Consider the following 14,276-nt stretch of genomic DNA (forward strand, 5'->3'; position numbering starts at 1 on the left):
GGGCTGCGCCCCCAGACCCCCCTTTGCGCAGTTCCCCGCGCCCCTGAGGGCGCCCTTAGGGGCGCGGGGAACTGCGCGGCCCGCCCCCACCGGACGCGCGGGCGAAAATCTTCAGCCCCTGATGATGGCCAGGACCTCGTCCCGGGTCTTGGCCATCGTTGCCTCGTCGCGAGCTTCTGCGTTCAAACGCAGAAGCGGTTCCGTGTTGGACGGGCGGACGTTGAACCACCAGTCGGTGGACGACACCGTCAGGCCGTCTAGGTCGTCGAGGGTGACGTCCTCGCGGCCCTCGTACGCCGCGCGGACCGCGGCGAGGCGCCCCGCCTGGTCGTCGACCGTGGAGTTGATTTCGCCCGATCCCGCGTAGCGGTCGTACTGGGCGACGAGCGCGGAGAGCGTGCCCTCCTGGCCGCCGAGGGCGGCCAGGACGTGGAGCGCCGCGAGCATGCCCGTGTCGGCGTTCCAGAAGTCCTTGAAGTAGTAGTGCGCGGAGTGCTCGCCGCCGAAGATGGCGCCGGTGGCGGCCATCTCGGCCTTGATGAAGGAGTGGCCCACGCGGGTGCGGACGGGCGTGCCGCCGTTCTCCCGGACGACCTCGGGGACCGACCAGGAGGTGATCAGGTTGTGGATGACCGCGCCCCGGCCGCCGTGCCGGGCCAGCTCGCGGGCGGCGACCAGGGCGGTGATCGCGGACGGGGAGACCGGCTCGCCGCGCTCGTCGACGACGAAGCAGCGGTCGGCGTCGCCGTCGAAGGCGAGGCCGAGGTCGGCGCCCTCCTCGCGGACGCGCCGCTGCAGGTCGACGAGGTTCGCCGGGTCCAGCGGGTTCGCCTCGTGGTTCGGGAACGTGCCGTCCAGCTCGAAGTACATCGGGACGAGTGCGAGGGGCAGGCCCGCGAGGACGGTCGGGACGGTGTGACCGCCCATGCCGTTGCCCGCGTCGACCACGACCTTCAGGGGGCGGATCGAGGTCAGGTCGACGAGGCCGCGCAGGTGCGCCGCGTAGTCCTCCAGGGTGTCGCGCCGGCCGATCGTGCCCGGCACCGTGTCCGGGGACGGGGGCGGGGCTCCCTCGTCGGTCCAGGTCTCGACCAGCTCGCGGATCTCGGTGAGGCCGGTGTCCTGGCCCACGGGGGCCGCGCCCGCCCGGCACATCTTGATGCCGTTGTAGCGGGCCGGGTTGTGCGAGGCCGTGAACATCGCGCCGGGCAGGCCGAGCGCCCCCGAGGCGTAGTACAGCTGGTCCGTGGAGCAGAGGCCGATCTCGGTGACGTCGACGCCGCGCGCCGCCGCCCCGCGGGCGAAGGCCCGCGACAGGCCCGGGGACGAGGGCCGCATGTCGTGCCCGGTGACGATCGCGGTCGCTCCCGTCACCCGGGCGAAGGCGGCGCCGAACAGCTCGGCCAGCGTCTCGTCCCACTGGTCCGGGACCACCCCGCGTACGTCGTACGCCTTCACGAGCTGCGACAGATCAGCGGTCACGGCCAGCCTTCCTGGAGTTGTTCCTCGACGGTGACCCCAAAGTATCCGTCCGTGCCGCGGGCGGGCCGTGCGCGGGGCTACGGGAGCATCCAGTCCAGGACCGGCGAGCTCTGGCCGACGACGATCAGGCACATGACCAGCAGGAGTCCGAGGCTCCAGGGCAACACCTTGCGCAGCAGGTCCCCCTCGCGGCCGGCCAGCCCGACCGCCGCGCAGGCGATCGTGAGGTTCTGCGGCGAGATCATCTTGCCGAGGACGCCGCCCGAGCTGTTGGCGGCCGCCAGGAGCTCCGGGGACAGGCCGGACTCCCGCGCCGCGGTCACCTGGAGGGCGCCGAAGAGCGCGTTGGCCGAGGTGTCCGAGCCGGAGACGGCCACCCCGAACCAGCCGAGGACGGGTGACAGGAAGGCGAGCCCGGCGCCGGCCGCCGCCACGAAGTGGCCGATCGTGGCCGCCTGGCCGGACAGGTTCATCACGTAGGCGAGCGCCAGGACGGAGGTGACGGTGAGGATCGCGAACCGCAGCTCGTGGACGGTGGCCGCCCACTCCCTGAGCGCCACGCGCGCGTGCACCCCGAGGACGGCCGCCGTGCAGATCCCGGCGAGCAGGACGAGCGTGCCGCCGGTGGAGACGACCGGCCAGGTGAAGACGTTGCCGCCGACGGGGTCGCCGTCCGGGTTCACCACGTCCAGGAAGGGCCAGTCGAAGACGCGGGTCGCCTGCGCCAGCCGGTCCTTGACCGGCGGGATCTGGGCGAGGGAGAAGATCGCGACGATGAGGGCGTACGGGGCGTACGCGCGCAGCACCTCGCGGCGCGGGTCCGTCTCGTCCAGGTCCTCGCTGCGGGTGCCCGTCAGGACCGCGGCCCGTACGGGCTCGGCGGCGGGCCTGCGGGCGTGCGGCACCGCCATCAGCGCGCCCGCGCCGGCCAGGGCGGCCCCGATGTCGGCGAGTTGGGCCGAGACGTAGTTGGAGGCGGCGAACTGGGCGACGGCGAAGGCGACTCCGCACGCCAGCGCCGGCACCCAGGTCTCGCGCAGGCCGCGCCGCCCGTCGACCAGGAAGACGAGCACCAGGGGCACCACCAGGGCGAGCAGCGGGGTCTGACGGCCCACCACGGACGCGACGGTGTCCAGGGGCAGGTCGGTGACCTGGGCGAGGGTCACGACCGGGGTGCCCATCGCGCCGAAGGCGACCGGGGCGGTGTTGGCGACCAGCGCGACCACCGCGGCGCGGACGGGCTCGAAGCCGAGCGCGACGAGCATCACCGAGCAGATCGCGACGGGCGCGCCGAAGCCCGCGAGGGCCTCCAGGAGCGCGCCGAAGCAGAAGGCGACGACGAGTGCCTGGATGCGCGGGTCGTCGGAGAGGCGGCCGAAGGAGCGGCGCAGGATGTCGAAGTGCCGGGTGCGGACGGTCATCCGGTACACCCACAGGGCGTTGACGACGATCCACAGGATGGGGAAGAGGCCGAACACCGCGCCCTGGGCGGCGCTGGAGAGTGTCTGGCCGACCGGCATGCCGTACGCGAGCGTGGCGACCAGGGCCGCGGCGCCGAGTCCGAGGAGACCGGCCAGGTGGGCCTTCATGCGGACCCCGCCGAGCAGGACGAGGACGATGACGAGGGGCAGGGTCGCGACGAGGGCGGACAGACCGAGCGAGTCGGCCACCGGCTTGAGTTCCTGGACGTACACGGAGCCTCCCCGATTCCGCGATGCGGAAATCAATTTCTCACGGGACGGGGAAAATGGTCGTGTCCGCGACAAGGTCACGTCAATGGGCGCGCACCGTCGAGTGAAACGCGCACGGAACGCACACGCGGAGGGGCCCGCGAGGTCAGGGAGATTCAGGAGGTGCCGGGCTCAGGAGGCCCCAGGCCCAGGAGGCCCCGGGTTCAGGAGTCCGGGGAGCGCAGGACCCGCAGGTGGCCGCGGCGGGGCACCTCCGCCGGGTCCGTGCCGCGGGCGCCGCCGCCCGCCTGTGCCGCACGCTCCTGCGGGCGGGCCGCCTCGCGGACCGCGTTGGCGAGCGCTTCGAGGTCGTCACCGGTGGGGCGGGAGGGGGCGGAGCCGTCGGCGAGCCGGACGACCTCCCAGCCGCGCGGGGCGGTGAGGCGCTCGGAGTGCTCGGCGCACAGGTCGTAGCAGTGGGGTTCGGCGTAGGTGGCGAGCGGGCCGAGGACCGCGGTCGAGTCGGCGTAGACGTACGTCAGCGTCGCTACGGCGGGACGGCCGCAAGCGGTGCGCGAACAGCGACGTACAGGGCTCACGATGTTGGACGGTACCGCACTCTTGAGCGGGCCGCGACGACCCACCCCCGGGTCACTCCACCGTGTCGCCCTGTGACGCCTGCCACAAAGGACTTCCGGCGGGCCTGCTTGACCTGGGAGTACGGCTGTTGACGAGATGTCGGACAGGTGCACGAGTGATCGCGAGTCGGTGCAAACACTGTCAATCTCCGTGGTTCCCGTGGTCGGTGAGGATACGGAAACGAGCCGTGACTTGGCTGGAACGACCACCCTGCGATCGGCCGGAAGCGTGGCCGCGCCGTCGGCGGGACGCGTGCCGGGTGCGGGCGGGCGCGGTGCGCGGGGACTACGCTTCGTCGGTGATGGACAACCCCGTACCGCCTCCTCCCGCCGAGCCCAGGCCCCGTCGTCGTGATCGACACGGGCGGGGCATGCGCGGGCCGGTGGCGCCACCCCAGGTGCCCCTCTCGGCCAGCCGCGCCGAGGTGTTCGCGGATCTGGTCCAGGACTCCGTGGAACGGCTGGAGCGGCGGTGGCCGCAGCTCACCGACATCGAGTTCATGGTGCTGGAGGTGCCCCGGTTCGACCCCGCCGGTGACGACGGCTGGGGCGACGAGGCGGTGCCGCTGGGCGGCACGACCCCGGCGCACGAGGGGCGGGCCGCGCGGGTGATCGTCTACCGGCGTCCCGTCGAGATCCGCACCAAGGGGCGTGACGAGCGGGCCGCGCTGGTGCACGAGGTCGTGGTGGAGCAGGTCGCCGAGCTGCTGGGCCTGACCCCCGAGACCGTCGACCCCCGGTACGGCGAGGACTGACCCGGGGCCGGGCGCCCGGACTCGGGTCCCGGACGCCGGGAGCCGACTACTTCGTCAGTACCGAGAGGTCCTGTTCCGCCTCCGGCACCCTCACCGTGCCCCGGTCGTCCGGGAGGGTCTGCACGGTGAACATCGGCACCCCGTCCTGGGGCGCCTCCAGCAGCCGCGCCGCGTGGACGGGACCGCCGGACAGCGGCTCCACCGTGAGCGCGTACGTGCCCTTGAGGCCGCCGGGCACGGGCAGTTGCACGTTCTGCGTGGTGCCCGCCTTCACCGTGTACGTCTTCGAGGCCGCCGTGCCGCCGCCGCTGCCCGCGGAGGCCGTGACCCTGACCTGCGCGCCGCGGCCGGGGGCGACCAGGGAGAGCACGGAGCCCTTGGAGCGGTTGCCGGCGGCCGTCGCACGGGCGCCGACCGCCGTGGTGGCCGGGATGAACGCCGTCTCCTTGCTGTCGCCCTTGCCGCGGACCACCTGCAGGGCCGCGACGACGGGGGCGGACCTCCCGGTCGGCGTCAGCACCAGCGAGCCCGTCTCGCCGCGCGTGAGGTTCCCGAGGTCGACGGCGGCCGTCATGCCCGCCTTCACGTGCAGCGTCTCGTGTCCGGCGGGGGTGATCAGCCCGGTCGGCGAGGCGAGCCGCACCTTGAGGTCGGCGTCGGCCTCACCGGGCGCGAAGGCGACCAGCCGTACGGAGGTGGCGTCCTTCGGGATGCCCGGCAGGACGAGGCGGTCCGCGGGCGTCGCGGAGGGGGCGAGCCAGTCGCCGCCGAGCGTGTCGTCGAGGGCCTGGACGGCGGCGGCCACCCGGCCGCTGCGGACCGTGACGTGCACGGTGAGGTCGGTCTCCGGTTCGTCGATGAGCGTCGACAGGAGCACCGACTCGCCCGCGTGCGGCGGGATCTTGATGCCCTCGCCGACCGTCGACTTGAGGGCGCCGTCCTTGCCGTACAGCTCGATGTCGGCGACGGCCGCGGAGTCGTCCGGGTTGGTCAGGTGCACGTAGTCCGTGCGCTCCTTGGCCGTACTGGCGCCCGGCAGCCAGAATTCCGTGTCAGGGGCCGAGCAGGCGACGCCGAGCAGGCCGCGGCCGGTGCCCGCCTCGACCTGCGTGGTCTGCTGGACGGCCCAGCCGGGGGCGAACCGGCCCTCGGCCGTGCCGACGAGCGCGGGCGACTCGGCGCCCGACTCCTCGCCGGTGACCGGCTTGCCGGGCTCCTTCGACGTCAGGAAGGGCTTCTTCTCCCCGGCCTTCCCGCCGTCGGCCGCGTCGCCCTTCTCCGCGTCCTCGTCCGTGTCGTCCCCGGCCGCGTCGTCCTTGTCCGTGCCGGCCTTCTCCGTGCCCGCGGTCACCAGCGCGGCGCCGCCGTCCGAGCCGGTGCCCTTGGTGACGGGCGTGAAGGACGTGTACGCCGTCTCGGCCAGGTCCGAGGTGCTCGGAGCGGGGCAGAGCAGGCTGGTGCGCTCCACGGGCAGCAGGTCGGCCGCCTTCGCGCTGTCCGGAGCGGACGCCTCCGGCCCGGACACCGAGGCGAAGCCGGTGACGGCGGCGAGCGCGGTCACACCGGCGATCAGGGACACGGTGGTGCGGTTCACTGCTGGCTCCCGTCGGGGCGCTCGCTGTCGGTGCCGTGCGACGGCTGCTGCTGGTGCTGGTGCGGCTGTTGCTGGTGCGTCGGGTCGTACTGCGGGTCGTAGCCCTGGCCCTGGCCCTGGCCGTACGGCTGCGACGGGTCGTACGGGGCGTTCTGCTGGTCGTAGGCCGCGTACGGGTCGTAGTGGCCGGCCTGGTACGGATCCGCCTGGTACTGCTGCTGCCCGTACGCGTCGGCCGGGTACTGCGGGGCGCCCTGGTGCTGCTCACCGCCGTAGGTGCCGTACTCGGCCGCGTAGGTCGACGAGTCCCACTCGTCGTAGGCCTGCTGCTGCGGGACCTGGGCCGCCGCGGGGGCCTCCTGCGGGGCGGCCGGGGGGCCGGACGGGAACCCGTCCGGCTGCTCCTGGGGTGCGGATGCCGCCCCTTCGGCCTGCTGGGCCTGCTCGGCCTCGGCCTCCGCCTGGGCGCGCAGGCGGCGGGCCCTGCGGCCGTCGCCCGACGCGGTCTCGACGGGTGCGGCGGTCTCCTCCTCGGGCAGGTCGTCGTCGACGTCGCGACGGCGGCCCGGCAGGGCGAGGACCACGAGGACGAGGGCGAGCGCGCCCTGTCCCCACAGCCGGCCGGTGTGGGTCAGCGGCGCTTCGAAGGTGACGTCCAGGCGGCCCCCCGCGGCGGGCAGTTCGAAGCCCTGCGCCCAGCCGTCGACGGTGGTCCCGGTGAGCGGCTTGCCGTCCAGGGTGGCCGTCCAGCCCTCGTCGGCGGTGTCCGCGAGGCGCAGGACGCGGCCCTCGGCGCCGGCGGGGACGTCGGTGTGCAGGTCGACGGGGCCGGCGGCGATGGGCTGCGGGTCGCCGGACTCGGGGACGACGGCCGCGCGCGCTACCTGGCGGTCGACGCGCCACAGGGCGCTGCCGTCCTGCTGGCTGAGCCGGCTCAGGCCCGGGGTGGCGTCCAGGACGCGGCTGACCTCGCGGGGCGCGCCGTCGCGCACCAGGACGTAGCGCACGGCGAAGCCGCCGAGCTGGTCGGCCTGGTCGGCGCCGGAGCCCGCCACGAGGTTGGCGACGACCTTGTCGAGGATCTTGTTGTCGCCGTCCGCCGCGGCCAGTTCGGCGTCGCCGAGGCGGGCGCCGGAGCCGCGGACGAGGGTGTAGCCGACCCGGGAGGCCGAGTCGCTGTCGAGGACGAGCGTGCGGGCCTGGTCGCGGGTGCCGCTCTCCTCCGCGACGAACGCGGGCACCTGGACGGGGTCGCGCCGCTCCAGCGGGCCGTCCGCGCCGCGGATCATCCAGCCGGCGGCGATGAGCAGCGGCCCCGCGGCCGAGGCGAACGCGATGAGCACGGCGACCGGCTGACGCCAGCCGAAGCTCTGCTCGGCCACGCGCGAGCGCGCCCCGTCGGCGCCGAGCGCGGCGGCGGCGAGGAAGGCGAGGCCGTAGACGAGGGTGGCGGGTCCGGCCCAGGGGGAGCCATTCGACAGCGCGGCGAAGACCAGCGCCACCAGTGCGGCGGTCCAGGCGGCGTAGATGGCGAGCTGCCGTTCGGCGCGCAGCAGGGCGGCCACGGCGGCGCAGACGATGCCGATGAGCATCAGCCCGCTGACCGTGCCGGGCCCGCCCGGGCTCGCGCCCAGCAGGTCGAGCGCGGAGGCCGCGCTCGACTCGTACTCCATGCCGGCCTCCTGGAAGAAGCCGAACGGGAGCAGGGAGAACGACCAGGGGGCGAGGACCAGCAGCGGGGTGCCGAGCTGGGCCAGCAGGCGCAGTCCGTAGGCGGCGATGTCGCTGCGGCGCACGACCGCCAGGGCGAGTCCGAGCACCAGCGCGACGGGCCACACGATCGGCGTGAACGCGGTGGCGAGGGTCAGCAGCAGTGCGTACGCCCAGGTGGCGCGCCAGCTGCCGCGGCCGGTCTCCGCGGTGAGGCCGCTCGCCGCGACGCCCGCGCGCGCGATGAGGGGCAGCAGGACGGCGAGCACCGCGGTGCCCAGGCGCCCGCTCGCGAGGGCGCCGGTGGCGGCGGGCAGGAAGGCGTACGCGACGGCCCCCCAGGCGCGCAGCAGGCGCGACTGGACCAGGGGCCGGGAGGCGAAGTAGGCGGCGAAGCCGGCCAGCGGCACCGAACCCACCAGGAGGACGGTGACGGCGAGGCCGGTGGAGCCGAACAGCACGCTCGCGAGCATCGCGACGAGCGCGAGGTAGGGCGGCGCGCTCTCGGTGCCGCCGGCGCCCACCGGGTGCCAGCCGTCCAGGTAGCGCGCCCACAGCTCGGAGGAGTCCGCGGGGGCGGGCAGCAGCGCGCCGCCCGCGAGCGCGCCGCCGCCGAGGAGTTCGCGGCAGGCGACGAGGGAGACGAGCAGGAGCAGGACGAAGACCATCGGCCCGGGCTTGCGGGCGATGCGCTTGAGCCGGGCGAACTGCTCGACCTGGAGGAAGTCGGCGTCGTCGCCGCCCGGTCCGGACTCGACGGCGCCGCCGTGGCGCCCGGCCGTGGCCGGTTCGGCGTCGGAGCCGCCCAGGAGGCTGCCGGCGGCCTGCTCGACGGTGGCCCGGACGGTGGCCCCGGGCGGCGGGAACAGGGCGCGCAGTTCGCCCCTGTCGACCTGCGGGCTGCCCCGTCTGCGGCGGCCCGCCACGATGCGCTCGGGGCGCAGCAGGGTGCTCAGGAGGCCGCGGATCTCGTCGACCGCCTGTCCGGGGGCCTTGCCGACGAGGTACGCGACCGTGCGCAGCAGGGTGCCGACGACGAGCCGCACCAGGACCCAGGGCAGCTGCGCGCCGCGGGCGTTGACGAGGAGGGTGTAGGTGGCGCCCGCCTTGTCGACCTTGTGCGGGGAGGCGGAGGTGCGGCCCACGCAGTCCACGGTGCGGCGCTCGCGCGAGGACGCCTCGGCATGCCGCACGACCGCCTCGGGGGCGACCAGGACGCGGTGTCCCGCGGCCTGGGCGCGCCAGCACAGGTCGATGTCGTCGCGCATCAGGGGCAGCCTGCGGTCGAAGCCGCCGAGCTCCTCGTAGACGTCGCGGCGGATCAGCATGCCGGCGGTGGACACGGCCAGCGCGGGCTGCACGTGGTCGTGCTGGCCCTGGTCCTGCTCGCGCCGGTCCAGGCCGGTCCAGCGGCGGCCGCTGTGGGCGATGGTGACGCCGACCTCGAGGAGCTGCCTGCGGTCGTACCAGCCGCGGAGCTTGGGGCCGACGATCGCGACCTCCCTGCCCATGTCCCGTTCGTTCTCCACGACGCGCAGCAGCTGGGCCAGCGCGTCGTGCTCGGGGGCGCAGTCGTCGTGCAGGAGCCACAGCCACTGCTCGGGCTCGCCGTACGGCAGCTCCGGCATGTCGTACGCCTCGTCGCGCCAGCTGCGCGTGACCGGGTCCCAGCCGCTGGGGCGCTTCAGGTAGGGCAGGTCGTCCGGGGTCAGCACCCCCGCGCTGCGGACGGCCTCCTCGACGGCCTGGCCGAAGCCGGTGCGCCGGGCCAGGTGCAGCACCCGGTCGGCGCCGAGGGCGTCGGTGACCAGCTGGGCGGAGGAGTCCGCGCTGCCGGTGTCGGCCGCCACCGCGTTCTGCACGGGGCGGTCCTGGCCGAGGAGCCCGGCGACGGCGTCGGGCAGCCAGCGGGCACCGTCGTGCGAGACGAGCACGGCGGTGACCACGTGCTTCGGGAACTCGGGCGGGCGTCCGGGGTCGGTCGCCGCCGAGCCGGCCGGGTCGAACGCTGCGGAGGCAGTGTCGTACTGACCTGCCGAATGGCTGTGCACGGACATCGAGGTACGGGCCCCGGTTCGCTGGACTGCGGTGGACGCCTGTGCCCTGGGGGGACCACGGGGCGTCCCGGACGGAGGCCCACACTAACGGCTGGACGACAGAGCGGCCCGCCGCCTGTGGACAACCAGTGGGCGACGGGCCGTTCGGCAGGTATCAGTACGTATCGCTATACGGGGTTGTGCGGCGTTCGGCCGGAGCGCGGCCGGGCGGCGGGGTCGCGATCGGGCCACGGTCAGACGGCGGCCTTCTTCAGGCGGCGCCGCTCACGCTCGGACAGACCGCCCCAGATTCCGAAGCGCTCGTCGTTGGCGAGGGCGTATTCGAGGCATTCCGAGCGGACCTCGCAGGCGAGGCAGACCTTTTTCGCCTCGCGGGTGGAGCCGCCCTTCTCGGGGAAGAAGGACTCGGGGTCGGTCTGCGCGCAGAGCGCCCGCTCCTGCCAGCCGAGCTCCTCTTCGGCCTCGTCGACCAGCAGTTCCTGAAACAGCTCGGTCATCTGTGCCCCTCGTCCGTCTCGCGTCCCCGTGATCCTGCCGTCACCGATTTCGGCTGAACGACACGAGTGAAATTACAAGTGCGCCGATCCGGGCCAGTCAAGCCGAGATCTGCTATTGGGCCTCTTATTCACTCTGCGGAACCAAGGCTGCGCGGAAAGTGTTCAAATCGGCATAAACCCTGACAGCCGAAAGGGATCCCATGGGACCCCGCTTCCGCACAGGACGTGTACGGAGGAAGACGCCCAGGACTTCGATCTCGTTCCGGCACGGCCGGCGGAGCGGTCCGGATCACTTGTGGACCGCAGGGATCTCACAGGTACCGAAGGGTCGCGCCACGGCTCGTGCGCCCGGTTGTGCGCCATGTGTCCCGACAACCCCGTGCACAAACCTTTCACTTTCGAGGTGGCCCGGATGAGGTGAAACATCTCCCACAAACCGGGCGGCAAGTTGACAGTGCGGGTGTGAACCGGTCTGCTGGTGGGCATGCTCGCGAACTTGGCACTCACCTCGACCCGCACCGCCGGGTCCCTCGGTGCTGTCCACGCTCGCTGTAGCTGTTGCTGTCGCAGCTGTTGAGCTCACCGCGCTCCCGCTGCCGCCGGGTCCCCTACGACCGGCCGCCGGTCCCACCGCCCGTACCCCCGGGCACACCTCACGCCCGCGATCCGGGCGGCCGGTACGTGACATCCCAGACCTCCAGCACTCTCATCCGCCGAGGAATCCACCGCACCTCATGAACAGCGACAGCGACCTCCAGATCGCCGGCGACATCCTCGAAGTACCGCACCTGCTCCAGCCGCCGCGCGAACACCCGTCCACCGTGTCCGAGTTCGTCGGCCTCGCCCGCTCCCTCGCCGCCGACCGCTCCCGGTGGGAGCACCTCGTGCGGTACGACGCGACCTCCCGCTGGTACCACCGCCTGCAGACCGGCCCCGGCTACGAGGTGTGGCTGCTGTCCTGGGTGCCCGGGCAGGGCAGCGGGCTGCACGACCACGGCCCCTCCTCCGGGGTGCTCACCGTGCTGCAGGGAGCGCTCACCGAGCGCACCGGGCGGGGCACGCGCGCCCTGGGCGCGGGCGCGCAGCGCGTCTTCGCGCCCGGCTACGCGCACGAGGTCGTCAACGACTCGCTCGAACCCGCCGTCAGCCTGCACGTGTACCACCCGGGGCTGACCGAGATGCCGATGCACGGCGCCCACGCGGCCAGGTGCGCGGTGGCCGAGCTCCGGTGACCGGCTGACACGGTGCCGTGGCCGCCTGCGAGACTGCATGCCATGCGCATTGTGGTTCTGGCAGGCGGCATCGGCGGTGCCCGGTTCCTGCGCGGTCTCCAGCAGGCCGCGCCGGACGCGGACATCACCGTCATCGGCAACACCGGGGACGACATCCACCTCTTCGGGCTCAAGGTCTGCCCGGACCTCGACACGGTGATGTACACGCTCGGCGGCGGCATCGACGAGGAACAGGGCTGGGGGCGTGCCGACGAGACGTTCCACCTCAAGGAGGAGCTGACGGCGTACGGCGCCGGGCCCTCCTGGTTCGGTCTCGGCGACCGGGACTTCGCGACGCACATCGTGCGCACGCAGATGCTGAGCGCGGGATATCCGCTCAGCGCCGTCACGGAAGCGCTGTGCGACCGGTGGAAGCCGGGCGTCCGGCTGATCCCCATGACCGACGACCGGGTCGAGACGCACGTGGCCGTCGAGGTGGACGGCGAGCGCAAGGCCGTCCACTTCCAGGAGTACTGGGTGCGGCTGCGGGCCTCCGTGGACGCGCACGCCGTGGTGCCGGTGGGCGCCGACCAGGCCAAGCCGGCGCCCGGGGTGCTGGAGGCGATCGCCGGGGCGGACGTGATCCTCTTCCCGCCGTCCAACCCCGTCGTGTCCGTCGGCACGATCCTCGCCGTGCCCGGCATCCGGGAGGCCGTCGCCGAGGCCGGTGTGCCGGTCGTCGGCCTCTCCCCCATCGTCGGGGACGCGCCCGTGCGCGGCATGGCCGACAAGGTCCTGGCGGCCGTCGGGGTCGAGTCCAGCGCGGCCGCGGTCGCCGAGCACTACGGCTCGGGTCTGCTCGACGGCTGGCTGGTCGACACGGTGGACGCCGGCGTGGTGGACCGGGTCGCCGGGGCGGGCATCCGCTGCCGCGCCGTGCCGCTGATGATGACCGACCTCGACGCGACCGCCGCGATGGCCCGCGAGGCCCTGGCGCTGGCGGAGGAGGTGCGGGGCGCTTGAGCGACGAGACGCCGCCGGGCACCGGACCGGCCCCGGACGCGCCCGGCTACCGGGTCTGGGCGCTGCCCGGACTGCCCGAGGTGCGGCCGGGGGACGACCTCGCCAAGCTGATCGCTGCCGCCGCCGGGTCCGGGCTGCGGGACGGTGACGTGCTGCTGGTCACCTCGAAGATCGTGTCCAAGGCCGAGGGGCGCGTCCTGGCGGCGGCCGACCGGGAGGCCGCCATCGACGCCGAGACCGTGCGGGTCGTGGCCCGGCGCGGGCCGCTGCGGATCGMGGAGAACCGGCAGGGGCTCGTGATGGCCGCCGCCGGGGTCGACGCCTCCAACACGCCCGCCGGGACCGTGCTGCTGCTGCCCGAGGACCCCGACGCCTCCGCGCGCGCGATCCGCGACGGCCTGCGGGACGCCCTCGGCGTCGAGGTCGGCGTCCTCGTCACGGACACCTTCGGGCGGCCCTGGCGCACCGGGCTCACCGACGTCGCCATCGGGGCCGCCGGGGTGCGCGTGCTGGACGACCTGCGGGGCGGCACGGACGCGCACGGCAATCCGCTGGGCGCCACCGTCGTCGCCACCGCCGACGAACTCGCCGCGGCGGGAGACCTGGTCAAGGGCAAGGCCGCCGGACTGCCGGTCGCCGTCGTGCGCGGGCTCTCCCACGTCGTCGGCGCGCACGGCCCGGACGGTACGGACGAGGGGGCCCGGCCCATGGTCAGGGGGGCCCGCGACGACATGTTCCGGCTCGGCACCTCCGAGGCCGTACGGGAGGCCGTCACCCGGCGCCGCACCGTACGGACCTTCACCGACGAGCCCGTCGACCCCGGCGCCGTGCGGCGCGCGGTGGCCGCGGCGGTGACCGCGCCCGCGCCGCACCACACGACGCCGTGGCGGTTCGTCCTGCTGGAGTCGGCCGCGTCGCGCACGCGGCTCCTCGACGCCATGCGGGACGCCTGGATCGCCGACCTGGAGCGGGACGGGAAGAGCGCGGAGTCCGTCGCGAAGCGGGTGCGCCGCGGGGACGTGCTGCGCAACGCCCCGTACCTGGTGGTGCCGTGCCTCGTCATGGACGGCTCCCACACGTACGGCGACAGCCGGCGCGACGGGGCCGAGCGGGAGATGTTCGTGGTCGCCGCGGGCGCCGGTGTGCAGAACTTCCTGGTCGCGCTCGCCGGGGAGCGGCTCGGGTCCGCGTGGGTGTCGTCGACGATGTTCTGCCGCGACGTCGTCCGGGACGTGCTCACGCTGCCCGCGGACTGGGACCCCATGGGCGCCGTCGCCGTCGGCCACCCGGCCGAGGAGCCGAAGGCGCGGCCCGCACGGGACGCGGGGGCGTTCGTCGAGGTGCGCTGACCTGCGGTCCACCGACTTGTCCCGCGGCTCACCGCCTAGAGGGTGTTGCATAAGGCCGCGTTTGGGCAGGTCAGGACCCGTGATGACAGTCTTCTGGTCATGATGCGAGGGCGAGGTTGTGCATGTGGGCGACGGCCTGGACGGCGTGGTGGAGGCCGTCGCCGTGTTGGCGGCAGTCGCGGAGGATCTTGTAGTTCTTCATGCGGCCGATGACATGTTCCACCCGGGCCCGCACCGTGCGGTGGTCCGCGTTGTCGGCCTCCTGGCCTGGCAGCAGCGCGCCAGCGCGC

The 14,276-nt window shown here is 74.0% G+C and carries 11 protein-coding genes; 4 read left to right on the forward strand and 7 right to left on the reverse strand.

Annotated elements, in window-relative coordinates:
- Window positions 1-111: 111 nt before the first annotated feature.
- From FGF04_RS28650 to FGF04_RS28660, 3 genes are all read right to left on the reverse strand, one after another.
- Window positions 112-1,482 (reverse strand): phosphomannomutase/phosphoglucomutase, encoded by a 1,371-nt coding sequence (locus FGF04_RS28650; RefSeq protein ID WP_149514206.1) that lies wholly within the window; start codon window positions 1,480-1,482, stop codon window positions 112-114.
- A gap of 77 nt (window positions 1,483-1,559) precedes the next feature.
- The gene (locus FGF04_RS28655; protein WP_149514207.1) at window positions 1,560-3,176 is read right to left on the reverse strand and encodes an L-lactate permease; all 1,617 of its coding nucleotides are present in this window, start codon (window positions 3,174-3,176) and stop codon (window positions 1,560-1,562) included.
- A gap of 200 nt (window positions 3,177-3,376) precedes the next feature.
- Entirely contained in the window at window positions 3,377-3,751 is a 375-nt protein-coding gene (locus FGF04_RS28660; protein ID WP_188114267.1) for a DUF3499 domain-containing protein, read from the reverse strand.
- A 341-nt stretch (window positions 3,752-4,092) separates the two neighbouring features.
- On the opposite strand from FGF04_RS28660, the gene FGF04_RS28665 reads away from it, so the two are divergent.
- Window positions 4,093-4,545, forward strand: coding sequence for a metallopeptidase family protein (locus tag FGF04_RS28665; RefSeq protein ID WP_149514424.1), 453 nt, complete (start codon window positions 4,093-4,095; stop codon window positions 4,543-4,545).
- A 46-nt stretch (window positions 4,546-4,591) separates the two neighbouring features.
- Here FGF04_RS28665 and FGF04_RS28670 read toward each other — a convergent pair whose 3' ends face one another.
- From FGF04_RS28670 to FGF04_RS28680, 3 genes are all read right to left on the reverse strand, one after another.
- On the reverse strand, window positions 4,592-6,139 hold the full coding sequence (locus FGF04_RS28670; RefSeq protein WP_149514209.1) for a DUF5719 family protein: 1,548 nt from the start codon (window positions 6,137-6,139) through the stop codon (window positions 4,592-4,594).
- Window positions 6,136-9,906, reverse strand: coding sequence for a glycosyltransferase (locus FGF04_RS28675; RefSeq protein ID WP_149514210.1), 3,771 nt, complete (start codon window positions 9,904-9,906; stop codon window positions 6,136-6,138). The genes FGF04_RS28670 and FGF04_RS28675 overlap by 4 nt, the downstream gene beginning before the upstream one ends.
- Before the next feature lie 233 nt (window positions 9,907-10,139).
- Complete coding sequence (locus FGF04_RS28680; RefSeq protein ID WP_053723761.1) at window positions 10,140-10,403, reverse strand: WhiB family transcriptional regulator; 264 nt, start codon at window positions 10,401-10,403, stop codon at window positions 10,140-10,142.
- Between the two features lie 734 nt (window positions 10,404-11,137).
- Here FGF04_RS28680 and FGF04_RS28690 point away from each other — a divergent pair.
- From FGF04_RS28690 to FGF04_RS28700, 3 genes are read left to right on the forward strand one after another with little or no spacing between them, the layout of a single operon-like run.
- Window positions 11,138-11,635, forward strand: coding sequence for a cysteine dioxygenase (locus tag FGF04_RS28690; RefSeq protein ID WP_149514211.1), 498 nt, complete (start codon window positions 11,138-11,140; stop codon window positions 11,633-11,635).
- A 42-nt stretch (window positions 11,636-11,677) separates the two neighbouring features.
- The gene (cofD, locus tag FGF04_RS28695; protein ID WP_149514212.1) at window positions 11,678-12,637 is read left to right on the forward strand and encodes a 2-phospho-L-lactate transferase; all 960 of its coding nucleotides are present in this window, start codon (window positions 11,678-11,680) and stop codon (window positions 12,635-12,637) included.
- Window positions 12,634-13,986, forward strand: coding sequence for a coenzyme F420-0:L-glutamate ligase (locus tag FGF04_RS28700; protein WP_149514213.1), 1,353 nt, complete (start codon window positions 12,634-12,636; stop codon window positions 13,984-13,986). The genes cofD and FGF04_RS28700 overlap by 4 nt, the downstream gene beginning before the upstream one ends.
- A 97-nt stretch (window positions 13,987-14,083) precedes the next feature.
- Here the strand turns inward: FGF04_RS28700 and FGF04_RS28705 are convergent.
- A partial coding sequence (locus FGF04_RS28705) for a transposase family protein (protein ID WP_328596414.1) occupies window positions 14,084-14,276 on the reverse strand: 193 nt, incomplete at its 5' end.

This window comes from Streptomyces apricus (genome assembly GCF_008369065.1).
Taxonomy (GTDB): domain Bacteria; phylum Actinomycetota; class Actinomycetes; order Streptomycetales; family Streptomycetaceae; genus Streptomyces; species Streptomyces apricus.